The following is a 23,968-nucleotide window of genomic DNA, read 5'->3' as shown; positions in this document are numbered from 1 at the left end:
CAGACAGCTTTACTGTATGTTAACCCGGCAATAACTACGTGATAACATAAAAAGGCTGCGCGCCTGCTACAAACCAGAAAGTAGCAAGCGCACAGCAAATGGATCGAACGTAGACACGTTAATCGTCCCTCATCCCTTATTTGAGTTCTTCAGTACCGGACGAGTCTTCAGTTTGTCCGGCTTTTGATGCTTTTAGTTTTTTAATTGCATAGGCTGCACCAGCTGCCGCCATAAACAGCACCCCGCCATCTATCGGCACTTCTATATCCGGGTTGTCGTTCGGGTCTGGCTGCGCAAACGCTATGATGCTTGAGCTCACAAATAGAGCTATCAGTAACAGTATCTTTCTCATAGTGGTCGGTTTACTTGTTAATAATTAATTTTTTCGTAGACAATTCATGTCCGTCTTTCGATACGACAACGAAATAATTGCTAGGAACAAGACGACCTTGTACTGACAGACTCTTGTTCAGTGAACCACCTACGTGTTTGTACGTCTCTGCATGGACTAACCTGCCTTGACCATCGATGATCTTGAAGCTATATTCACCTTTGTCAGCAGCTTTGATGTTGACATTGATGTTTTGTGCATCGGTCGGGTTAGGATATATCTCAACTTCGGCTGCAGACGGATCACCAATATGTGTTACAACAGGGGCCGCACTCAGTGCTATATAGAACCTATTGATCGCAAATGATGCCGTATCCTTATTGATCTTGAAATCGATCACCGTAGGTTTCGTCATATCAAGAGGCATCGTTGTTTGCAAATATTTGTCGACAAACGTTGCTTTAATACCTTGCGTGCTTACTATGGGATTGATAGTTACGCGATAGTCATACGTATACACCAGGTTCCACATTTTCAGTTTAACCGTATCATTTGTGATAGCAGGACGGGCATCAAGCGTCAGGTCATTGCCGCTGTGGCTGATAGCAATATTCTCACCTGCACCTGCGATCTTACCGGCATCATCTGCGTTGATATCGTTCGTATAATTACCGAATACAGCACATGCACCATCAGCAGGAATAACGGTCGTAGCGTCTTTCACATAGTCGAGCGCTATTTGGAAACGATCGTTGTTAGGAGCTTTAAAACCATTGTTGGTATTGCTGGCGAATTTAGCAGCTTCCTTTACCGTAATGTTACTGCCGATAAGACCACCTTGTAACAGGAAACCCATACCCAACGGAATGATCGTATTGGGCACGTTTGGATAGCTACCACCAGCCGCTTGAGGCAGGAAAGCATTTGTAAGAGAAAACAGAACCCATTGGCCTACGCCGAAACTACCACTGCGTCTTGGATCCCATAACCAGAACTTGTTACCAACAGCCAACTGCTCAGGCGCGTCGAGCGACAAAAAGTCTATAGGGCTTGCAAATGGATTGCCCAATGCTGCAAAATTGCCGGCAGGTATAGCGATTGGCAACTGGTCACCGATCCTCAACAGACCTTTTGACCGTAGTGTAGTTGAACCACCCTGGTCGTAAACAGGAGCAGGTAGCACTGTGCGGTCGCCACGCACGTAAAGGAAATATGCGCGTTCGCTACTAAGTAGTTTTGCATTCGTATTAGGAACATTGGTGTTTGTGAAGCTTTGAGCACCTTCGTCAAATGTCTGTATCGACATCTTTGGCATGACCAAATCATAGCCTTGAGCAGGACCAAAGCCAGAGGCAGCACTGCAGGTAATGAACGTACCGTAACCAGGCCAAGGGTTATCAAAGATACCGCTACCGTTTTCCTGCCATGCTTGTTTTATCGTTTGTGTTCCGATAGTCATTACAGACAGGAACCTCCATGCACGGTAACCACCGGGTACTACAGGTACGTACCTTTCTACGGTCACTTGTCCCGAAATGTATCCGCCAAGTGCAGGTCCCTGGGCAACGCGGGCAGTGCCGGTAGGCACGCTCTTCAAGGTTATTTTGTCCGCTGTTGTCAGTACACCTAAAATACGGTTGATGAATCCATAAATATCCAGTGTATCGATATTGTGCACATCAAGCGCATTGGCTACTGTAAGGCCAAAGACCCTGTTTTGTAAAAACGTACCGTCAGGAATGTCTTGCGGAAGCTCGGTACCATTCAATACCAGGTGACCGGTGGTAAGAGCTGATATGTATCTTGTCGAATCAAGCAATTGAATACGTCCGGCTACCTCCAGCCTACCATCAAGATTTACCCAACCGGTATCCAGCGTGAGGCATTTACAACGACCGGTGTCGGCCAGTGGTATGAACGGTTTGTTGAGCTTGGGACCTACATACACATGTTTGGTTGAGTCGGGAATAGTAGCAGGTATCCAGTTGCCGGCTGTATTCCAGTTGGTACTAATCGCACCTGTCCATATATGCGGTTTGTTCAAAAACAGAGACACTTCTACAGTAAGCGCAACACCTAAGCTAGGCATACCTATCACGCGACACTGGTAGCGGTCTGTTCCGGTATCTGCAGCAGTTACCACGATCTCTAAAATGGAGTCGGTTTTACCAGGCATGTCTACACCGTCCTTCATCCACTGGTAGTGGACAGCGGTATCGGTAGGTTCACCTTTTATAGCCGCAACCACGAACCTGCTTTTATAGCCCAGACATCCTATTTGATCTTCCGGCTGCTTGGTGATAACAGGAGGTGGTATTTCATTACCGCCCGGATCGTACGAGCACACTCTCAATACCGTATCAGGTATAGGATCTATGTACACAATAGTGATCGTTTTGAAACTAGGAATGGCTGCACCGGTTGGATGGTAAAAGCAATACTGAGACTTGTACTTGCCACCCTGAAGAACCGGTATGGTAGGCGGGCCAGCCTTGTGCGCAGTTGGCATCGCGTTAAAGTAAATGCCACCAACGGCAGGTAACGGGTTCGGGCTAGTAGGCCAGCTGGCATTCAGCTCGGCGGTTTTGGAGCCCGGTGGTACAACGCCATAAGGTGTGCCGATAAAGCTTGGCGGTATCGGAGTACCGCTCACACCTGCACAACTACCGGGATTACCGTTACCCTGGTTAAATTTCTCGAGAGTTGGACATTGGGCTAAGACCTTCGCCCCCACCAGGAGCAAGGCCATCGTTAAAAGGGTAAAATACTTGCTGCGCATAAACATATTTTTTTGCACCAAAAATATGCGCGCTGCAAACGATGAAAGCCTTATTGGGTGCGGCTTTGCAAGCACTTAACTGGATTCTAACGCTCTAATAACATATAAATGTTTATAACAAGAATAATCAGTTATCGATAATTCTTTTACTAATTGATGAGATACCAAAAACTGCTTTAACAAAATTATTAGTGCCAAACAGCATAAAAAGATTGTATGTTTGCTATGATTTAACTACGCACTAACGGCGTAATAACATATAAAGGATTTACGGGAGGGTAAGCAGTGATAGTTTAATCGATTGTTTACACCTCATCAAGCTGTAACTGGACAATAGCTTTTTAACGATCAGAATTAAGCTGAGGCAAACCAAAAAAACGCCAGTACATCTCCGCAATAAACATAAGGCAGAGGTTATTCAAACGAATCCAGAACGTGTTTATTGGAAAATGAAGGACTGACCAGTTGCTCCGTTAAAAGGTAAAAGTAGCAGCAGAGCATGATTAGGATCGGTGCTGAAAGCTCAAAGGGGGTTATTTTTGAATCACCGGCACTGGTACTGACTCATCTTTTGGGGCCGGCTTAACGGGCGACGCGTTCAGCCATTTAATGACCATTGCTGCCAGGATCAAGTAAACAATTACATTAAAGACCAGGTGGTGATCAATGTGACTGTAGCGCGTTCCGATGCCCACGGCGTAGATATACGCGAGGAAGAATATTCGGAGGATATTGAGACCTACCAGGAAAACGCTGCCCGACAGCAAAAATTTGAACTTGAGCTTAAGGCTATGAGGATAGGCCAGAACAATTGCCCACCAAAAGCTTAAAATACCGATACCCAGGCAGGCAGTATGCACAGTCACCCGGATCTTGTCAGGGACGCTTATAGAATGGTCAATTATCTGATTTGTAATGCCCAGGATGTCTAATAGCGCTGATGCGCCGTGCAACAGCAGGCTACGAAAGGAGGAGATGAAATCGAGACGCTCATGAATAATCGATGAATAAAGGTGAGTCGGCGATGTAATACCTATTACGAAATAGCTGCAGCCGTAAAACAATCCGAAATAAAGACAAAACAGCAGCACAAATCGATATGTTACACCGCCGACACCCCGATTATTCACTAGAGATTACTTTCGTTTTGTTTAAGTTCTTTTGAATTCCTGAGTTTTTTCACTGCATAAACGGCGCCTGCCGCAGCCATTACTAAAACGCCGCCGTCAAGGGGAACTTCGATGTCTGGGTTATCGCCGGGATCGACTTGAGCGAAAGAAAGTGTGCAGATGCCGAGCAGCATCGCCAATAGAATTGACTTTTTCATGAAATGCTAGTTTGACTGGTGAATGATAAGTTTTTGGGTCCAGACGGGGAGTCCGTCGTTTGTAATTGCAATATAGTACGTGCCGGAAGGCAGATGAGATCGCGGTTGCCAACTTTTGGTCAAAACCCCAGCATTATGGGCAAACTCATCGACGAATACAATTCGACCAGAATTATCCATCAGCTTGACACTGTAATTGCCGGCAGGTGCATTCTTTACTTTGATATTGATGCTCTTACCATCGGTAGGATTAGGGTAAACAGTGACATTATTTATAAAACTTGGCTCGTTAACCGAGACTACGTGGTCTATTCTGAACGCGATGTAGAACCTGTCAGGTGCGTAAGACAGCGTATCATTGTTCACCTTGAAGTCTACTACTGTTGGTACTGTAAGGTCCAGCGCAGTATCCTTTTGGAGGTACTTATCTACCAACCTGGCTTCAAGTCCCAGCGTTTGGAAGCTAGGCTTAATTGTTAAGCGGTAGTTAACCTTCTTCAGCTTCCAGAGCTTCAATGCAACTGTATCATCGTCAGTGATGTTCGATCTTGCATTCAGTGCAAGGTCGTTTGCTCCGCTGCCTATAGCAATATTTTCACCCAGGTTCGCAAGCTTTTGTGCATCATCAACATCCACGGTGTCTGCATAAGCAGAATTGAATACAACAAATGCACCATCTGCCGGAATAATTGTTGCGCTGTCTTTAATGTAGCTCAACTGTATATGCAGCTGCTCACTGTTTGCTGTAGTTTTAAAACCGTTGCTGGTGCTGCCGCTCACTTTGTGTGCTTCGCGAAGCGTGAGGCTGCCTGCAGAACCTGCACTTTCAACAAAAAAGGCCATTCCCAGAGGAATTGTGCTATTGGCACTGTGATAACTACCACCCGGCGCCGATGGAGCCCAGCTTGCTGCAGCATCGAATAACACATAAGCTCCAAGACCATAACTTCCTGTCATCATTGGATCCCACAGCCAGAACTTGTTACCAACATTGGTCTTGTCCGAGCCCGATATGGTCGAAAAATCGATCGCAGAAGGATATGGATTGCCGACCAATACTTTTTTACCGGCAGGTACAGACACGGCTGAACGATCACCAGTAGCTACAGTACCAGTTGAACGTAAAATAGTTGCAGTAGGACTAGCTATTGAATTAGAAGGCATTACTGTACGGTCGCCACGTATATATAGGAAGTACCCCTGTTCGCTGCTCAGCGTTTTAATATTGGTATTTGTAACAGGCACTTTGGTAAGGCTTTGACTGTCTACGCTCCATACCTGTATTGAGCTGGAAGGCATTACCTGGTCGAAACCGGCAGAAGTGCTATAGTTACCATTGCAGGTTATGATCGTACCGTAACCGGGGTTAGGATTGTCGTTGATACTAGAGGCATTTTCCTGCCAGGCTTGTTTGATAGTTTGAGTACCTGATGTAGCCGGAGCAAGCAAGCGCCATGCACGGTTAGTATGCGCAGGGATGTAGCGCTCTACAGTAACATTCCCCGAAATATAACCACTTGACGCACTACCCGTTGCAACGCGGGCAGTAGCGGTGTTGTTGCTTTTCAACGTCAGGTAACCACCAGTTGTTAATATACCCGATGTAGGCGTATAAGTGCCTGTAAGGTTGACCGTACCAGCTAAGGTGACGCCATTTGTATTGGCTACTGTAAGATTGCTTACAGTATTTGACGAAAATGTCGCAGCAGGTATTGCCTGAGCAAGCTCAGTGCCATTCAATACTATTGTACCGTTAGTAGCAGTAATGTTACCACTATTTACAAGGTTAATGCGGCCAGCTATTTCCAACGTTCCGCCATTCACCATCACAGAACTACCGTCCAGTGTCAAACATTTACATTTTGCTGTGCCGCTGGTAATTGCCGGCATATTGCTGGCACCAGAAGGAACATACACGTGCGTAGTAGAATCTGGCAATGAGGCAGGAACCCAGTTGCTTGAGGTAGCCCAGTTGTTGGTTGTGCCTACCCATGTGGCTTCTCTATTGAGAGTAAGTGACACCTCATTGCTTGACACAAGCGTTACAGTACTGACTTTTGTTTCCTTTACAACAACCCGGTAAATACTAGTGCCCGTATCTGACACAGATACGGAGCTGATAGTATAAGTGCTGCTTGTTGCACCTGAGATATCCGTACCATTTTTCTGCCATTGATAACTAAGCGTACCTGCATTGCCCGGTGACGCCGTAACGGAAAAACTGCTTGCATAGCCAATGCAGCCAACTTTGCTTACTGGCTGACTGGTAATAGATGGGCCAGCAACACTGGACGCAGTCACGTTGTTACCGTTAGGAATGGTATAGTTGCAGGTATACATAAGCGCCCCCGTAGAAGGGTTCACATACATCACGCTGATGGTAGTATTAGTTGGCAGGTTGCCAGATCCGTAAAAACAATAAGAACCAGCGTACCCTCCCCCAATTGTAGTAAGTACGGTTGAAGGACCAGCAACTTGCGTAAGTTTAAGGGCATTTTCATAAAAACCTGCTACTGCTGGGGTAGGAGTAGGAGTCGAGGCCCAACGAGCGGTAAAGTTGCCGGTTTTTCCTCCTGCAGGTACTGTGGCATAGGTTGTCCCGGAGAAGTCCGCATTGACAGCAGTTCCACTAACACCCGCGCAGTTTTGAGAGCCACCGTTTCCCTGGTTGTAAGACTCTAGCGTAGGGCACTGAGCAAACATTTCAACAGTACACAACGAAAAAATAAATATTAAGGCTGATGTAAATCTATAGCTCATAAATTCTATTTGCGACAAATGTATATACACCAAAATCGCAAAAGAATGATTTCCACCAAATTAGCATCACATTAACTCAGCAATAACCAGCAGTTAACTGCCAATAATTACAAATAATATTATTTATTATCAATAATATTATTATTTATATTTTAATGACGGATAAATGTTGAATAATAAGACGTTTAATGCCCGGTATGCGGGGAATATGTAATTGCGTTGTGGACAGGTTGCTGTTTCTTTTGCAAAACCAGGGAACACAACGTAAAAGCTCCGTAAGCCCGACTAGATACGCCGGAAAAGAAAAAAAGATCTACGCTGCAAATGCAGAAGACAAGGGCTACAAATAAGGCAGATCTGAATGACACGGAAACTAATATTCTGTCAAATATATATAGCCTTTTCAGGTAAGTAAGTGATTTACACCGCGTTACCATCTTATTAACCCGCAGATAACCACCGGTTAACAAAAATCCACTTTTAGCAAATAAAAACTAGGTAATGGTTCTGAAGTAAGTGTATCTCAACGCCAGCTCCAGCACCAGGCAAATAATGGCAATAAGCGCGAATGGAAAGAAAAGCTCTGCATAGTGCTTATAGGTACTAATGTCTATCCTCGTCTTTTCCAGCTGGTTGATCTCGGTGTAAATAGCAGCAAGTGATTTATTATTGGTAGCACGGAAGTATTTACCCCCTGTCTCGCCGGCTATCTTACGCATCAATGGCTCATCTATCTGCACGGGCATCATTTGCTTTTGCATGCCCATGGGCGTTTGTACAGGATAGGCTGCGTTGCCTTGCGTACCTACACCTATAGTATATATACGCACTTTATACGCTTTGGCGATCTCCAGGGCTGTACTTGGATCTATCAGCCCGGTATTATTCACACCATCAGTCAGCAGGATGAGCACGCGACTTTTACCCGTAGCATTTCTCAACCTGTCAACACCGGTCGCCAAGCCCATACCAATGGCAGTACCATCTACCAGTACGCCGCTTTTTATATTGCTGATCTGCTCCTTGAGCACGTTATGATCGATGGTGATAGGACATTGCGTAAAGCTCTCGCCAGCAAACACCACGAGGCCAATACGGTCTGTAGGGCGTTGATCCACGAAATCAATAGCTACCTTTTTTGCAGCTTCTATGCGGTTGGGCCGAAGATCTTCGGCCAACATACTACCCGATACGTCAATAGAAAGGACTATATCTATGCCCTCGCTATCTATTGATTCTGTTACGTTGCTAGATTGAGGACGCGCCAGTGCCACGATCAAAGCCGTAAAGGCAATAATGCGCAGTATGAACAACACCGGGCGTAACCTCACTTTCGCTGAAGGTTTAGCCTTTGCCATGCCTGACAATGTTGTCAAACGCATAGCGGGCTGATCGCCTTTCTTTTTCCTCAGCTGCCACCATATCATGAACGGAATAAGTAGTAGCAACCCTAAAAAATACGGGTGCGCAAAGTTGATGTATTTCCAATCTAACAGAGCACTCATGACTGTTTAGGCGTTTCGGCAGGTTTTGTCTCGTTTACAAATTTTATAGCCAACTCCATTGCGTTTGCATGCTCGTGAGGCAGTGGTTGTGCTTTGGCAAACTTGGCCAGGTCGGCTGTATACAGAATAGCAGACAACAATTCAGCATGTTTGTTCAGCTCACGGTTTAGACGGACAGACTGTAGCAGTTCATCGGTTGTCAACTCCATAGTCGGCGTGTTAAACCGTGCTTCTATATAGCCGCGCAATATATCTGTCAGCTCTACGTAATACTGTTTTACCTGGTTGCCTTGCCAAAGATGTTTTCTTTCCAGCTCTGCCAGCATACGGAGGGCCTTTTCCTGTAACGTTTCCTGAGGTGGTGGAGGTGTCGTTACCGGCGCAGCTACCTTCTTATTCCGAACGAAATAGATAATTACAACCGTGATCAGTAATAAAAAGAGCAATGCTCCAAGGATGTACCATATATAATCCAGCCAGCTCGTTTTCACCGGCATGATCTCCTTAATGCCTTTGAATGGTTGGGTTGTATCTACAGCTACCGTTTGTACTAATAGTGGTAAGGAATCAGTTTGAATGGTATAAGCTGTGCCACTATTGGGGATTACCGGAAATACAAAAGAAGGGATCACGTGCATCCCTGAATCAAAACCTGTGATGAGCAAGCGTTGTTTATACGTAACAAGGTCACCTTGCTTGATCGTATCTATCTTTCCCTTCTCAACTATCTCCAGGTTGTTAAAAGTATCGGGTATCGTAGCCCACTGCAGCTTGCTTTGAGAGGCATTGTGCTGCGCCTCTATGAAATAACGTGCCTGGTCGCCTACCAGTATCTGGCTAGCGTCCATCTTGACGTCTACTTTGGCATCGCCCTGCGCATAGGCAGCGATGCTTGTCGACAATACAACAAAAAAAGTTCCAAAGAGTTTATTGACCAATGACTTCATGTCTTAATTACCTTCCTTTGAAAAAGCCTTGAAGCACTTTTACATAGTCTTCGTCCGTACGCACGTCCATTAATGCTGCGCCACTTTTACGAAACGCCTGCACGCAATATTTTTTATGCTGTTCAAACTGCCCTGAGTATTGGTAGCGAACGTTCTTATCATCTGTATCGAGCCAGACCATTTGCCGCGTTTCTGCATCCATCACTTGTACTAAACCGGCTGAAGGCAACTCACGATCATACTTATCGTATACCTGGATTCCCACCAGGTCATGTTTGCGCGCTGCAAGCTGTAGTCCTTGGTCATACGGCCCACTAATAAAATCGCTCAACACAAAAGTTATCGAACGCTTCTTTTGTATGTGGTTGAGATAATCCAAAGCCAACTGCACATTGGTACCTGAAGTTTGTTCGGGCTCCAGTGCTATCAGTTCACGGATGATACGAAGTATATGGCTGCGGCCTTTTTTAGGTGGGATGAACGTCTCTACTTTATCGCTAAAGAAGATGACGCCTACCTTGTCGTTATTAGTAGCTGCAGAGAAAGCAATGACAGCGCAAATCTCGGTAATGAGCTCCCTCTTAGAGCGTTGATGCACACCAAACAGAGAGCTGCTGCTGATATCTACGAGCAACATCACCGTCAGCTCCCGCTCCTCTTCAAATACTTTTACGAAAGGATGAGAAAAACGCGCAGTTACGTTCCAGTCGATGGCTTTTACATCATCGCCCGGTGTATACTCGCGCACCTCGCTAAACGACATACCACGACCTTTGAAGGCAGAGTGGTACTCGCCGGCAAAGATGTGGTTGCTCAGCCCTTTCGTCTTTATCTCAATCCGTCTAACCTTTTTGAGTATTTCAGCAGTGGTCAACATGAATCAGGAACGCAATGTAACAGTCAAAATGCAAAAATGCTCTTAAATGTTCACCACACTTTTTTCGATCACGTTTCTAAGGATGCCGGCGATCTTCTCTCCACGCTCTTTTGCCTGCTCTTCTGTCCACAGCAAACTGACCGACGAAGAGATACAGCGGCTCATGATAGCGTCGCTAGCGGGGTAAGCCATATTAGCATAGTGCATTACCTGCTTCCTTTGCTCTTCCGGCAGGCGGTTCATAAAAGCTCCATTCTGCAGGTGCTGCCATTTGCGCAGGTAGTGCCAGTTGTTGTCGAACCAATAGAAGTTGCCACCTATGCCAGCAGCAGCCAGTTCTGCAGCGGCTGTACGGGCCATATCTTCTGTAGGCAGGAAGAATGAGAGGAAAGAACCGGTATCGCCAGCGGGGTCAGGTATAACCCTAAAAGTGATGCCCGGTACGTCTTTCAGTGCGTCGTATATAATACGGTTGTTCTTCTTCTGTATCTCAACGAAGGTGTTCAGCTTCCTGATCTGCGCCAGGCCCACAGCCGCATGCAGTTCTGATATACGGAAGTTGTACCCAAGATAAGGGTGCAAATCTGCACCGCGGTCTTTGCCCAGGTGGTCGTGACCGTGGTCGCTGAACTGATCGACTTTCTGGTATAATTCGTGACTGCTGGTGAGCACAGCACCGCCTTCAGCACAGGTCATGATCTTTACAAAATCGAAGGAGAATGTACCGGCAGCGCCGATAGTACCTACAGCCTTTCCTTTATATGTCGCACCTATCGCCTGGCAGGCATCTTCCAACAAAATAAGATTATGCTTGTCGCAAATTGCCTTCAGCTCATCGAGCTGGGCCATGCTGCCGCACATATGTACCGGCATTACAGCTTTAGTGCGTGGTGTAATGGCTTCTTCAACTGCTTTAGGATTCAGCGTCAGCGTTTCGTCTATATCAACCAACACAGGTATTGCACCTACTGAAACAACTGCTTCAAAACTGGCCACAAAAGTGAATGTCGGCATGATGATCTCATCACCTGCCCCCAGTCCGAGTGCGGCCATTGCCAGCGTCAGGGCTGCGGTACCGCTACTCACCACTTGCGCATGCTCACAGCCAAAGGTTTTAGTGATCTCCTGCTCCAGCTCTTTTGCCTTCCATATCCCATTGCGCTGGGCATCAAATCCATAGCGCATCAATATACCAGTTTCCAGTACGTCGTTTACCTCCTTGCGCTCTTCTGCGCCAAATAGTTCAAAGCCGGGCATTTCCTTTAATTTTAAAGAACAAATGTAATCAGTTCTGCCGTTTGTACGCCAGAGTCAAAAACTTAAAATTTTCTGAAAATCATAATGTGATGTTTATTAATCAAACCGCTTAGATTTGAACAAATTTTATCTGGAATGACTATGAAGAATTTATTGCCCGTTGCCCTTGGCAGCGCTTTATTGTTCGCCTCGTGCGGCAACACAGATTCAACTGTAGAGTCACCTGTTGACACGACTACCGTTATGGAGGTTCCTGAGCAGCACTCAATTACCTTAAGTGATGTGAGTCCTTCGCCTGAATATCCGGGCGCTTCGCTGACAATTGGCAATGTGGCTGCTACTCCACAAGGCGCCGATTCGGTAAAGCTGACCTTCAATTTCAATGTGAAGAACTATGAACTGAAAGCTCAAACATCTGATGCCGGCGGCAAGCTGTGCAACAACTCAGATAAGGGTCAGCACATACATTTCATTTTAGACAATAAGCCGTATGTTGCCCTGTATGAGGCTAAACACGAGACAGTAGTAGCTAAGAACAGCGAGCATAACGTGCTTGTATTCCTGTCGCGCTCATACCATGAGTCTGTAAAAAGCAAAGGCGCATCTAAGCTGTATTCTTTCAAAGTGGACGCTGATGGCAAACTGCAGAAATCGCCTACGCTCAAAACCCCGATGGTATTCTATAGCCGTCCCAAAGGCGACTACCTCGGCAAGGATGTAGAAAATGTGCTATTCGATTTTTACGTGTTGAATACTACGCTGAGCCCAACCGGCCACCAGGTGAAAGCTCATGTCACTGGCAACGGGCTGGATACAACATTTATGGTGACTGAATGGAAACCACGTTTCCTGCAACACTTGCCGATGGGTAAGAACAGCATAACACTGACCTTGGTCGACCAAAATGGTAACCGGGTAGAAGGACCAGAAACAGAAGTGACACGCGAGTTCAACCTGTCGCAGGATGAGCCAATGACTAAATAATAGCAATCACATAAATAAAAAAGCCCGTGATTGATCTCGGGCTTTTTTATTTTTATATAATACGTTTGACGGTCGGTTTTTGATCAGAATCGAGGCCCTGCAGTTGCAGGATACCAGGCTGCATGCCCGGCGCAATGGTGCCAACGAGATCATCCATCTGCAAAGCGTGGGCACCGTTATATGTTCCCCAGCGCAGCAATTGTGCCCACTCAATATTAGGATAATGTTGTTTGATAGTGGACAGCTCTGTAAGTATACAAAGCTGGTGGTTGGATGCCAGGCTATCCGTACCAATACAGATCTTCACACCTTCCTGTATAAACATACCTATATCAGGTAGCGCGTCCTCGATATATAAATTAGCGCCGGGGCAAAGGCACCACGAAAGTTCCGGCAGCAAAGTCTTGGCCACCTCCACATCGTTGCGTTTAGTGTAAGTGTTATGCACAAAAAGGAACGGATGAGTGGGAGACATCCACTCAAGATAGGTTTGCAATGACGATTTGCCTGAAGGCACGAAGAAATCATCATTAATACCAACGCCATGTAGCAGCGTTTGCATTCCGCCCTTCTTCATGAAATAATAATCATCCTCAGCAGGGCTTTCTTGGTTGTGAATGGAGATCAACGAACCAGTGTCGTGTTTATCGATCATACGAAAGAGGACGTGCGAAACCGTATAAGGCGCATGCGGAACAATAGATTGAACCAACCGCACTTTTTCGCTTGCCTGTGTAGTGAAGTTGCTGTGCACTTCCGTGCTGCCAGCAAATTGTTTTTGCGGGGTCTCAGTAAAACCTATGGATTCTACAAAGGTGTGGAAGTGTACCTTGCCCTCACCACGTATGTCAAGTGTATCGTTGGTATTGCTGATATCGCCCACCGCTACAATACCATTCTCATACATTGTATGGAATTCTTTTCGGCGCGCTTCAACTCGTTGCTCAGGGTGATCGAACTGCGGACGCAGAGCCATAACCTGTTGCAGAAACGAAACAAGTCCAGTGCGCTCGGGTATCTTGCCTTTCAGGTGCGACAACTCGAGGTGGCAATGCGTATTGACAAAGCCCGGACACAACACTCCATCAAAAAATTGCGCTTCCTGCTTACCATGAGCATGAAGCGCAACAATATTTCCGGCATCATCCACCTCAACAACAGTTCCTGCAGGCAGCCACCTGTGGCCGTCGTGTATCTTATCTGCTGTCAGTAACAAGGGCTGTTAGCTTTTGAAGTGTTTCAGCAAAATGATTTCTTTGTCAGTAAGTAAACGCCATGTACCGCGAGGAAGATTTTTCTTAGTAAGTCCGGCATACATCACACGGTCAAGTTTCTCTACTTCGTAGCCCAGCGATTCGAATATTCGACGTACAATGCGGTTACGTCCGCTATGTATCTCGATGCCAATCTCGCTTTTATCTTCGAGGTAAGCCAGCTCATCTACATGTACTGGACCATCTTCCAATTCTAAACCAGCAACTATCTTTTCAAAGTCTGCTTTGGTAAGTGCCTTATCAAGCGATACCTGGTACACTTTCTTGGTTTCGTAACTAGGATGCGATAGTTTTTGTGCCAGGTCGCCATCGTCTGTCAACAGCAACAGACCTGTTGTATTACGGTCGAGCCTGCCGACTGGGTATAAGCGGCCTTCGCTTGCTCCTTCTACCAGTTCCATCACCGTTTTACGTCCTTCAGGGTCTTCAGTAGTGGTGATGAACCCTTTAGGTTTATTCAACAATACGTACGTACGGTTTTTCTGAGGTGTGAGTTTTTTACCGGCGATGGTGACCTTATCGTGCGGCTGTACCCTGTAGCTAGGATCCAACATCAACTCACCGTTCACTTTCACCTTGCCTTGTTTTACCATCTCTGCGGCATCGCGGCGGCTCGAGGTACTGCTGTGAGCAATGTATTTATTCAGCGTCATCTCTTTCGCCGGCTCGTTCTCGTCGTAGCGCATGTTTTTATATTGACGCTCTTCACGGTCAAATTTTTCAGCGTCTTCTTTGAACTTCTTGCGGAAAGGACCGCTTACTTTACGTTCAAACTTCTCTTCTTTTGCCGGCTTATCCTCATCCAGTTCTTTTATCTTCTTATTTATAGCCGGCCCTTTCGGTTTCTGTTCTTCCAACCTCTTTTGGCGATCTGGATCAATAAACGCTTTCTTCAGTGTTTCCTCGAAACCACGTACAGGTTTCTCTTCCCTGTCGTCTCTACGGCTGTTCTTCTTATCGAAATCGCGGGTTTTACCTTTGTCGGAAAAGCTGCGTTTAGGTTTGTCTTCTTCAAAGCGACGTGGGCGTTCACTCTTGTCGAAGTCGCGGGCCTTACCTTTATCGGAAAAACTGCGCTTGGGTTTGTCTTCTTCAAAGCGACGTGGGCGCTCGTTTTTGTCGAAATCGCGGGTCTTGCCTTTATCGGAAAAACTGCGCTTGGGTTTGTCTTCTTCAAAGCGACGCGGGCGTTCGCTCTTGTCGAAATCGCGGGTCTTGCCTTTATCTGAAAAGCTGCGCTTGGGTTTGTCTTCTTCAAAGCGACGTGGGCGCTCGTTTTTGTCGAAATCATGGGCTTTACCCTTGTCTGAAAAGCCGCGCTTGGGTTTATCTTCTTCAAAGCGGCGAGGGCGTTCGCTCTTGCCGAAATCGCGGGTTTTGCCCTTATCTGAAAAACTGCGTTTGGGTTTATCTTCTTCAAAGCGACGTGGCCTTTCAGATCTGTCAGTGGTTTTATCAGTACTACGGCCCGAATACGGCTTTTTCTTATCGTCGCCGCCTGAAAAACTATCTCTACCTGAGTATGGACGCTTCGGTCCTTTACGATCGCCTGAACTTTCGCGGTCATCAAAAGAACGTTTGCCGAACGACCTGTCACTGCCACCTTCCTTCCTGAATGACTTTCTTTCATCACTGCCACGCTTGTCGCTGGCATTTTTTTTATACGATTTTCCCTGATCTGATTTCCTTCCTTCGGAAGATGGCTTTTTTCTCATTCTAAAAAACTGTGTAGTCGGCAAAGGTAAGGAGTTTCATATGCAGAAAGCACTTAATAATATTATCGTTTACTGTATACCTTACCTGTTGTCGGGCTTTTTCGCCTGCTTTGCGCTGCCTGCACATAGCCAATACAAAACCGATGCCTTTGGAAATACTGTCACCTATCTCACACCTGAACAAAGCAAACTGATCGTATCACCGCAAAAATACCAAGTATCGCCGCAGATAGATTTTGTGACAGGAAGCTCTCGGGTGGAGAAAGGGGATCGCGCTGGTATAGGTTACTCAGCAGCAGTCAAAGGCGTGTACCAGATCGGCAGTTACTGGCATTTGAATACGGGATTGGGATTTACCCGGCTCAACAGTCGACTCCTAGCCACGGCGGATTCCCTGGTGGATAGTATCCGCTTTGCCAATATTCTTTATGTCCCCATCGGGCTAAGCTTTCTTATGGGCGACGACCGGGCTCAGATCATTACAACATTAGATTTTTTGCCGTGCTATAATGCCGGACATTCACAACACCTTTCGGCTCAAAAAACCTTGAGCTGGGGTGCATCAACGGAATTTGGCTTCCTGTTTAGGGTGCGCAGGCATTGGTACACTGGGTTGACTGGAAAATTCCAGGTTTTCAAACCTTTTGACCAGAAAAGCGACACAACCTGGCCACAGTACGGATTTGCCGGAGTCGGTCTCATGGTTCGTTTCAGCTATTAAAGCCGCTATTTTACTGCTATTTTAGTGCTCACAAAGAAATTTTATTGTTTCTGTAACCTTTTGCGTGCAGTACCGATATACTAGTGAATGGAGCTAATTGAATACAACGCGAGCGTAAAGCAGTGGGCCGATGCCCTCTTCAGGTTTGCCTACAAGTGCACGGGCAACCCAGAGGACGCACGCGATGTGGTTCAAGGCAGCTTCGAGGTACTATGGCAAAAACGGGGAGACGTCCCTGCCGAAAAAGCTAAGGCCTTTCTTTTCCAGGTAGCTTACCGGCAGGCCGTGGATAACTACCGAAAACAAAGCAGGGTTACTTATAAAGAACAGCCGGAATCTGAAGAGGTGCATAAACCGGGACATTCCGACCTGAAAAGGGTATTGGATAGGGCATTGAACAGACTGGATGACCAGCAAAAAGCATTGGTATTACTGAAAGATTACGAAGGCTACAGTTACGAAGAAATAGGACAAATAACAGGCCTGTCCGTAACACAGGTTAAAGTGTACCTGCACCGCGCGCGCAAAACTTTGAAGGAATATTTAGTAAGTGTTGAACACGTAATATAAAAAAACAGGAAAGCTATGGTGAACATGGGGAATTATGAAGAGTATATGCTGCTGGAAGCAGATGGTGAGCTGACTGAAGCCGAACAAAAAGCCTTGCAGGCATTCATGGATCAGCACCCGGAACTGAAAAATGAAATGGAACTTTTTTCTGCATTGAAACTGGAGCCGGATACCAGTATTGTGTACGAGGGCAAAGAAGACCTGATGAAAACACTGCCCGGGCCCGGCAAGCGTACAATAAGCCTGGGCAGTTGGTGGACCTATGGTGCAATAGCAGCATGCCTGTCCCTTGCCATCTTACTGTTCAGAAAGCCGAGTAATGATGACCCTGTTAACACTATAGCCCACACTACAGAGCCAACAAAAATTGATACAAAAACCACAACGGGAGAAGAGCTCCATTCAACACCTAACAGCCCTGTCGCTATTGAAAACAAACAGTTGCAACGGTCAAAAATCATAGCACGAATAAAAAAGAAAAATACCGTTACCATACAGAACGACATAGTAGAGCCTGCACAGGTAATTGAAAAAGGAAATATTGCCGTAGCGCCTCAGAAACAAGAACCAACAACCCAGGTTGATCCTATACCAGAGAAGAAGATCGAAGAATATGTACAGGTACCTGAAATTGAAAACTCAAACTTGTCGGCTCCGAAAATTGAAAACAAACAAAAACAATCGTTGATAGCGTTTGCGCCAGTTCAGGAAAAATTTGAGGGATTTTCTGACATTAGACAAGCAGTAAACGAGAAAGTAGAAAAAGTAAAAAATATTACATCACGAATAAAAGACACGGACATTCAGTTCCGTTTCGGAAACAAAGAACTTACAGTAAGACTCTAAAAATGATATTTATGAAACCGATACAAGTCATAGCAGCATTGGGATTAGCGGTTATTTCTATCCCTTCATTTGCCCAGGAAAAGGGAAAGGGGAAAAAAGTAAAATACATTTCGATAAGCCCTAATGCCATAAAAATCGGTAACGATAGCGCCGACCTGGAAGCCAAAAAAGAAGAAAAGCCATTTGAAATAGAGGTGGGCATGGTAGAGCTTGGCATAAACGCCCTGCGCGACCAAACGGACTATAACTCCCAGGAAGCAAAAAATTTCTTGCGTGTAGACGCCACACAGAAAAATGAGAACCTGTTTACCCTCGACAATGCCAAATCGATCAACGTAAACGTGTATCCGATCCTTGCAAAATTCCGACTGTCAAAAACTGAGAAACAAAAGATATACCTCTCTACCGGCGTGGGTTTGCAGATGTATAATTTCAGGTTCAGCAAGGATATTGTTTATGTAGACAGCACTCCATCTATTACCATGTCGCCAGTTCCTTTTACCAAAAACAAGCTAGCGTTCACCTACCTGAGCGTGCCATTGATGGCTACTTTCAAAACAAAACTGGCGGAAAAGGCCTGGTTGGTATACGGCGTTGGCATTACCGGTGGTTACCGTATAGCCAGCTGGACAAAGCATGTGTCGGGCGAAGAAGGCAAAGTAAAAAATCACGACAAATTCAACTTTAGTGATTTCAATAGCTGTCTGACAGCCGAAATCGGTTTAGACAATTATTTCAGGCTTTATGCCAGCTACCAGCTTACTCCTATGCACGAAAATGCGCTTGTGCAAAACCCATATTGCATAGGGTTCCGGATAGGCGGTATGTAATGCGTTGATATACAGAACATAAAAAAAGCGAAGCATGTACTTCGCTTTTTTTATTTATTCCCCAACGGGTTTGTATTTATTCATTTCGTCAGCCAATACCGGTTCGGCCTCGCCAAAAGTAGTAGCGATCGCCCTCATTAACTCCCTCACACGCTCTTTCTCAGTTTCAGCAAGGTCTTGCTTCTGTCGCGTAAGCCCCTCTATTTCAGCCAGTTGTTCAAATACGCCACGAATTTTTATGACACTGACGCTGGATTTTAGCGAATGGGCCTGTTTGCTGATATCATCCCAATTTTTGGGATCGCGTATCATTTCGTCTAGTTTCCGAATGCCGGCAGGTGTAGAATCCAGGAATATCTGGATTACCTCAAACATGTATTCGGGGTCATTTCCCGAGATCTCCCGTAGGAAATCGAAATCTATCAATGGTTCCTGCATGAGGTACTAAACTAATACAATTTCCCATATGGTGAAATTAAGTCAATGTGCAGCAACCGCTACCAGCTTACTCTGCAGGAAATAGCACCAACTTTATTAACCGATAAAAAACATTTTTTTTTCAATAAAATGATCTGTCTTTAATATTTTTGTTGCGATGACAGACCACATGTAATTCCTGCTATCTTTACGGACCATTTTAAGATGGGGTAATTATTCAATGTAACTGTTTTGCAATTTTAGACGAGAACCATGCACTATAAGATCCGGATACTACCCCGCTGGCTAATATTCATACTAGACCTGGTATGCGTGTTGTTCTCGATCTTCTTCTCTTTTGTTTTAAGATTCAATTTTAACCTTGAGGATGTTGCGACTTACAATATGTCGCTGATATTGAGTGTGGCCCTGCTATTGAATGCTAGCTTATTTTACCTGCTAAAAAGCTACGCCGGAATCATTCGCTATACTAATATTGAAGATACCTTCAGGCTACTGATCGTAAACTCTATTGCAGCCATATTCTATTTTTCGATCAATTTTATTGTCAGCTATTCATTCAGTAGCATTTTACTGTTCCCTATCTCGGTAGTGGTTATTAACTTCTTCATAACCAACTTTGTAGTAATTACATATCGACTACTTGTGCGTTATTGCTTCCGGTACTACCAAATGCATCAGAAAGGTAGTGAAGGTGTAGTAGCCAAAAAGGCGGCCGTGTACGATACAAGCGAGCATGGCCTACAAACCAAAAAGGTGATCAACGATTTCCAGAGCGGTATTACTGTAGTGGCTTTTCTGGATGAAGCACTTAGTCGTACAGGCAAGTTGATGGAGGGTATTCCTATATATAATACCGACGAACAAAGCTTAAAAAAACTGAAGGCCGAGGGAGTGGAACTGTTGATAATTGCCAACAGGAAAATAGCAAAAGATAAACTTAACCGCCTGGTTGATACCTGCCTGCACGTTGGCATCAAGGTGCAACAAGTGCCTCCGGTTCAGGAATGGCTAAATGGTAAGCTTGATACCCAACAGTTGAAGGATATCAACATTGAGGACTTGCTGGAACGTGAAGTGATCCGCATCCAGAACGAGAAAATACATTTCGAGCTAAAAGGAAAGAAAATATTGGTTACAGGTGCTGCAGGTTCTATTGGCAGCGAACTGGTAAGACAGCTTTGTGGCTACAGACCCACGCTCATCATTCTTTGCGACAAGGCTGAAACGCCAATGCACGATCTGTACCTCGAAATAAAAGACAACTATCCGAAAACCAATATCAAGGCATACATCGGCGATATCTGTGACCACGTTCGTATGGAGCACCTGTTCGAGATTTACAATCCTGACGTCGTATTCCATGCAGCTGCCTATAAGCACGTTCCATTGATGGAAGACAATCCATCGGTAGCAGTACTAAACAATGTTTTGGGTACCAAAATATTGGCTGAGCTGTCAGTAGAATATGGTGTTGAGAAGTTCGTGATGGTGTCAACTGATAAAGCGGTGAACCCGACCAATATAATGGGCGCCACTAAACGGATCGCCGAGATATTCACGCAAAGTTTCTATACCAATCTCCTGAAAGACATTGAAGCACTTAATAAGGGTGCTCGTCCTACAAAATTCGTTACTACCAGGTTCGGGAATGTGCTTGGATCTAACGGCTCAGTTATTCCAAGGTTTAAACAGCAACTAAGCCAGGGTGGTCCGATAACGGTTACCCATCCAGAGATCACACGCTATTTCATGACCATACCAGAGGCCTGTCAACTGGTTATTGAAGCAGGTGTGATGGGACAGGGCAATGAGATATTCGTATTTGATATGGGTGAGCCAGTGAAGATCATAGACCTGGCCAAAAAGATTATCAAGCTGGCAGGCAAGGAACCAGACGTCGACATCAAGATCGTGTATAGCGGCCTGCGTCCAGGTGAGAAACTATACGAAGAACTGCTGAATCTGTCTGAAAATGTGCAGCCCACATACCACGATAAGATAATGATCGCGAAAGTGCAGGAATACGACTTTGGTTACGTGAAAGAAAAAGTAGAGAAACTGATTGCCAGTGCGAAACAGCACTATACGCTGGAAACGGTAGGACAGATGAAGGAACTGGTGCCGGAGTTTGTAAGCGCGAATTCGATATACGGGTCAATAAAGATTGACAAGCTATCTGACTAGCTTCTCGATATGGGCTCAAACACCTTCCTAAGCGTTAGAATGATTACTCTGAAATAATTGGTAGCAGTGGGTTCCGAAATAAAGGTCTGGTTTAACCTGATCTTTTCGGGCATTATGTACTGGATGTAATAGTTTTCCGGGTCCTGCTGTTTAGCTAGAAGGTCGTTTTCATTTCTAAAAGCAACGGAAGCGAAATCGGTTATTCCAGGCAACACGGTCAATACGGCACGTTCTTCTGGCTTATATAGGTCAACGTATTTTCTAACTTCAGGGCGAGGACCAACAATACTCATATCATTTCGCAGTACATTCAGCAGTTGTGGCAATTCATCCAGTTTATACCGGCGCAGGAAACAGCCGAATGCTGTTATCCTTGAGTCCTCATTACCAACGGTGAGATAACCTTTTTGTTCGGCGTTCACCCGCATGGTGCGAAACTTAAACATCTTAAATTCGACCCCATCTTTTCCCACCCTCCGCTGCCGAAATAGGATCGGACCTTTTGAATCTAGAGCTATCCCTATGACAATGAGCACCCAAATGGGCGAAAAAATAATAATTCCTAGTAGAGATAATAAAATGTCAAATAATCTCGTCATGCCTTATATGACTTCAAGATATGCTTTTTCCAGTTGCTCTGCAATATAGACGCATTGGTTAAAGCTCAACGTTGGATATAGCGGCAACGATATTTCGTTGGCATAACAACGGTAGGCAACAGGAAAGTCGCCAATCTTGAAACCCATGTTTTTGAACAAGGTCAGCATAGGCAGCGGGATAAAGTGAACATTGGTGGCAATGCCTTTATCAGCCAGTGCTTTAATTATCCTATCTCTTTGAGATTCATCAACTTGTCGTATCCGCAATGGGAATAGGTGATACGAACACACCCTGCTATCATCCTCACATGCAGGTATCATTGCCCATTCTTTTTCAGACAGCAGCGACGAATAATAGCCAAACACCTCTTTACGTGCAGGTAGGAGCTGATCGCGGTATTTGCGTAATTGTGCCAGACCCATAGCTGCACACACGTCCGTCATATTGATCTTCAGCCCATCAGTTACAATATCATACTTCCAGGCTCCTTCGTTGCTCTTAGCAAATGCATCTTTAGTCTGCCCATTCAATGAATGCAATTTCATCCAATGGTAAACCTCCTCATTATCAAAAGGCTCGGGTAAAGACAATGAGATCAATCCACCTTCAGCAGTCGTGATATTTTTCACCGCATGCAAGGAGAATATTGTAAGGTCGGCAGCGAGCGCAGCTGCGGCCCCTCCGTATTGAGCGCCGAGCGAATGCGCGGCATCGGCAATAACGATGGGTCGGGCAAAATTTTGCTGCACAGCATTAGTGGCAGTAAATCCGGTCTTAACCTCCGGCGACGTCACGATTTTCAATAATTCGGTATAGTTACATGGCCAACCACCGAAATCAACCGCAAGTATTGCCTTTGTTCGAGGCGTAATTGCTTTTTTTACTGCCTCCGGATCTATTGTACAATCTTCCAACACATCTACCATAATGGGCGTGGCACCCGCATGTATAACAGTGAGCGCGGTTGCAGCATAGGTATAGGCCGGAATAATTATCTCGTCACCGGGACCAATACCCAACCACTTGAAAGTCAATGTCGCACCTGATGTCCAGGAGTTTACGCAGACTGCCTGTTTGCAGCCAATAAATTCTTTCGCGAGTGTTTCCAGCTGCTTTACTTTGGGCCCGGTTGTAATCCAGCCAGACCGTAAAGTATCTACCACTTCAGAAATAACATCCTCGTCAATAAAGGGTGGTGAAAAAGGGATGCTTAAAGCTGTAATTTTTTCAGTTAACAAACTCATAGTCACTATTCTGTCTCGTGAGGGTTGGCACTCCTACAAATATAATTACTTAGGTATTTTGAAGCAGCTATTTAATAATTTTTTGTGCAACTACAAAGGAAATGTATTTGTATTCTTTCGGTAAAGTGGTCAAAATATATCTATTCGCCCAATAACAAGCTCGATTCACAGTATCGGAATGAAAATTGGTAGGTAAAACCCCAAAACTCCGGACTTCTCGCAAACAAAACTGCTCATACAAAAGGGGCAGTTCCTCCCAACCAAGGTAACGCCAGCCGCGCTCTTTATGCCTATGCAAACGATATCGCTGCATCAATTGGGTGCCTCGCATATTCTCTGCAGACAAGAAATAACCGCCATTTTTGAGCAGGGCATATACGTTATCCACCGCCTTTCGCTGCACTCCAAAATTTCTGGTTGCCCGATCGGAGGGATCAGCCTTTAGACCACCGATAACCGATTTGCCGATCACGAGGTCAAAACTATTCGTGGGCAAATTGGCGTGAACAATGTCAAGACTGGCGTAAGTTATTTTTTCCGTTAGCCTTAATCTGCAATGGTCGGCCTTCGCCTTTTCAGTTGGAAAATTGCGATCAGTACAGACAACTTTATGGCCTAAAAGTGAAAGCCAGGTGGTTAATCCTCCGTTCCGTTCACCAATTGCGAGGATGTTGCTGTTTTTCGGAAGTTGTTCCACTATAGGCGTCCAAAACCTGATCAGCTGCGACCAGTTCAACACATCCCATTCTATTATATCCGCAACTGGCAACTTCATC

Annotated in this window: 21 protein-coding genes; 6 read left to right on the top strand and 15 right to left on the bottom strand. The window is 45.4% G+C overall.

The window, feature by feature from the left end; translation table 11 throughout:
• Positions 1 to 136 precede the first annotated feature (136 nt).
• From P2W83_RS08125 to P2W83_RS08085, 9 genes are all read right to left on the bottom strand, one after another.
• Positions 137 to 352 (bottom strand): PID-CTERM protein-sorting domain-containing protein, encoded by a 216-nt coding sequence (locus tag P2W83_RS08125; RefSeq protein ID WP_276133216.1) that lies wholly within the window; start codon positions 350 to 352, stop codon positions 137 to 139.
• 10 nt (positions 353 to 362) lie between these two features.
• Positions 363 to 3,110 carry a T9SS type A sorting domain-containing protein gene (locus P2W83_RS08120; protein ID WP_276133215.1) on the bottom strand — a complete coding sequence of 916 codons (2,748 nt, stop codon included), beginning with the start codon at positions 3,108 to 3,110 and terminating at the stop codon, positions 363 to 365.
• Positions 3,111 to 3,643: 533 nt separating this feature from the next.
• The gene (locus tag P2W83_RS08115) at positions 3,644 to 4,201 is read right to left on the bottom strand and encodes an exosortase/archaeosortase family protein (RefSeq protein ID WP_276133214.1); all 558 of its coding nucleotides are present in this window, start codon (positions 4,199 to 4,201) and stop codon (positions 3,644 to 3,646) included.
• Between the two features lie 38 nt (positions 4,202 to 4,239).
• Entirely contained in the window at positions 4,240 to 4,437 is a 198-nt protein-coding gene (locus P2W83_RS08110; RefSeq protein ID WP_276133213.1) for a PID-CTERM protein-sorting domain-containing protein, read from the bottom strand.
• Positions 4,438 to 4,443: 6 nt separating this feature from the next.
• On the bottom strand, positions 4,444 to 7,197 hold the full coding sequence (locus P2W83_RS08105) for a T9SS type A sorting domain-containing protein (RefSeq protein WP_276133212.1): 2,754 nt from the start codon (positions 7,195 to 7,197) through the stop codon (positions 4,444 to 4,446).
• Positions 7,198 to 7,691: 494 nt separating this feature from the next.
• A complete protein-coding gene (locus P2W83_RS08100; RefSeq protein ID WP_276133211.1) occupies positions 7,692 to 8,702 on the bottom strand; it encodes a vWA domain-containing protein in 1,011 nt (336 codons plus the stop codon).
• Entirely contained in the window at positions 8,699 to 9,649 is a 951-nt protein-coding gene (locus P2W83_RS08095; protein WP_276133210.1) for a hypothetical protein, read from the bottom strand. The genes P2W83_RS08100 and P2W83_RS08095 overlap by 4 nt, the downstream gene beginning before the upstream one ends.
• Before the next feature lie 7 nt (positions 9,650 to 9,656).
• Positions 9,657 to 10,526, bottom strand: a complete 870-nt coding sequence (locus P2W83_RS08090) for a DUF58 domain-containing protein (protein ID WP_276133209.1) — start codon at positions 10,524 to 10,526, stop codon at positions 9,657 to 9,659.
• Positions 10,527 to 10,568: 42 nt separating this feature from the next.
• A complete protein-coding gene (locus P2W83_RS08085) occupies positions 10,569 to 11,783 on the bottom strand; it encodes a DegT/DnrJ/EryC1/StrS family aminotransferase (protein ID WP_276133208.1) in 1,215 nt (404 codons plus the stop codon).
• Between the two features lie 141 nt (positions 11,784 to 11,924).
• Between P2W83_RS08085 and P2W83_RS08080 the strand changes: the two genes are divergently transcribed.
• Positions 11,925 to 12,767 carry a hypothetical protein gene (locus tag P2W83_RS08080; protein WP_276133207.1) on the top strand — a complete coding sequence of 281 codons (843 nt, stop codon included), beginning with the start codon at positions 11,925 to 11,927 and terminating at the stop codon, positions 12,765 to 12,767.
• Between the two features lie 52 nt (positions 12,768 to 12,819).
• Here P2W83_RS08080 and P2W83_RS08075 read toward each other — a convergent pair whose 3' ends face one another.
• Positions 12,820 to 13,983, bottom strand: coding sequence for an amidohydrolase family protein (locus P2W83_RS08075; protein ID WP_276133206.1), 1,164 nt, complete (start codon positions 13,981 to 13,983; stop codon positions 12,820 to 12,822).
• A 6-nt stretch (positions 13,984 to 13,989) separates the two neighbouring features.
• Entirely contained in the window at positions 13,990 to 15,756 is a 1,767-nt protein-coding gene (locus tag P2W83_RS08070; RefSeq protein WP_276133205.1) for a pseudouridine synthase, read from the bottom strand.
• 40 nt (positions 15,757 to 15,796) lie between these two features.
• On the opposite strand from P2W83_RS08070, the gene P2W83_RS08065 reads away from it, so the two are divergent.
• From P2W83_RS08065 to P2W83_RS08050, 4 genes are all read left to right on the top strand, one after another.
• Positions 15,797 to 16,477, top strand: coding sequence for a hypothetical protein (locus P2W83_RS08065; RefSeq protein ID WP_276133204.1), 681 nt, complete (start codon positions 15,797 to 15,799; stop codon positions 16,475 to 16,477).
• Positions 16,478 to 16,564: 87 nt separating this feature from the next.
• Positions 16,565 to 17,047 carry an RNA polymerase sigma factor gene (locus P2W83_RS08060; protein WP_276133203.1) on the top strand — a complete coding sequence of 161 codons (483 nt, stop codon included), beginning with the start codon at positions 16,565 to 16,567 and terminating at the stop codon, positions 17,045 to 17,047.
• Between the two features lie 24 nt (positions 17,048 to 17,071).
• Positions 17,072 to 17,893, top strand: coding sequence for an anti-sigma factor (locus P2W83_RS08055; protein ID WP_276133202.1), 822 nt, complete (start codon positions 17,072 to 17,074; stop codon positions 17,891 to 17,893).
• An 11-nt stretch (positions 17,894 to 17,904) separates the two neighbouring features.
• Complete coding sequence (locus P2W83_RS08050) at positions 17,905 to 18,723, top strand: outer membrane beta-barrel protein (RefSeq protein WP_276133201.1); 819 nt, start codon at positions 17,905 to 17,907, stop codon at positions 18,721 to 18,723.
• A gap of 54 nt (positions 18,724 to 18,777) precedes the next feature.
• Here the strand turns inward: P2W83_RS08050 and P2W83_RS08045 are convergent, their stop codons facing one another.
• On the bottom strand, positions 18,778 to 19,161 hold the full coding sequence (locus P2W83_RS08045) for an Hpt domain-containing protein (RefSeq protein ID WP_276133200.1): 384 nt from the start codon (positions 19,159 to 19,161) through the stop codon (positions 18,778 to 18,780).
• Between the two features lie 252 nt (positions 19,162 to 19,413).
• Here P2W83_RS08045 and P2W83_RS08040 point away from each other — a divergent pair, with 252 nt between their 5' ends.
• Positions 19,414 to 21,348 (top strand): polysaccharide biosynthesis protein, encoded by a 1,935-nt coding sequence (locus tag P2W83_RS08040; protein ID WP_276133199.1) that lies wholly within the window; start codon positions 19,414 to 19,416, stop codon positions 21,346 to 21,348.
• On the opposite strand, the gene P2W83_RS08035 is transcribed toward P2W83_RS08040, so the two are convergent.
• The 3 genes from P2W83_RS08035 to P2W83_RS08025 form a co-directional block, all read right to left on the bottom strand.
• Entirely contained in the window at positions 21,345 to 21,947 is a 603-nt protein-coding gene (locus tag P2W83_RS08035; RefSeq protein ID WP_276133198.1) for a sugar transferase, read from the bottom strand. The two genes, P2W83_RS08040 and P2W83_RS08035, sit on opposite strands and share 4 nt — an antisense overlap.
• 3 nt (positions 21,948 to 21,950) lie before the next feature.
• A complete protein-coding gene (locus P2W83_RS08030; protein ID WP_276133197.1) occupies positions 21,951 to 23,192 on the bottom strand; it encodes a DegT/DnrJ/EryC1/StrS family aminotransferase in 1,242 nt (413 codons plus the stop codon).
• Between the two features lie 67 nt (positions 23,193 to 23,259).
• The gene (locus P2W83_RS08025; RefSeq protein WP_276133704.1) at positions 23,260 to 23,967 is read right to left on the bottom strand and encodes a class I SAM-dependent methyltransferase; all 708 of its coding nucleotides are present in this window, start codon (positions 23,965 to 23,967) and stop codon (positions 23,260 to 23,262) included.
• Position 23,968: the final 1 nt, after the last annotated feature.

Source organism: Polluticoccus soli (assembly GCF_029269745.1).
In the GTDB taxonomy this organism is placed as follows: Bacteria; Bacteroidota; Bacteroidia; order Chitinophagales; family Chitinophagaceae; genus Polluticoccus; species Polluticoccus soli.
This window is presented reverse-complemented; position numbering and strand designations above follow the sequence as displayed.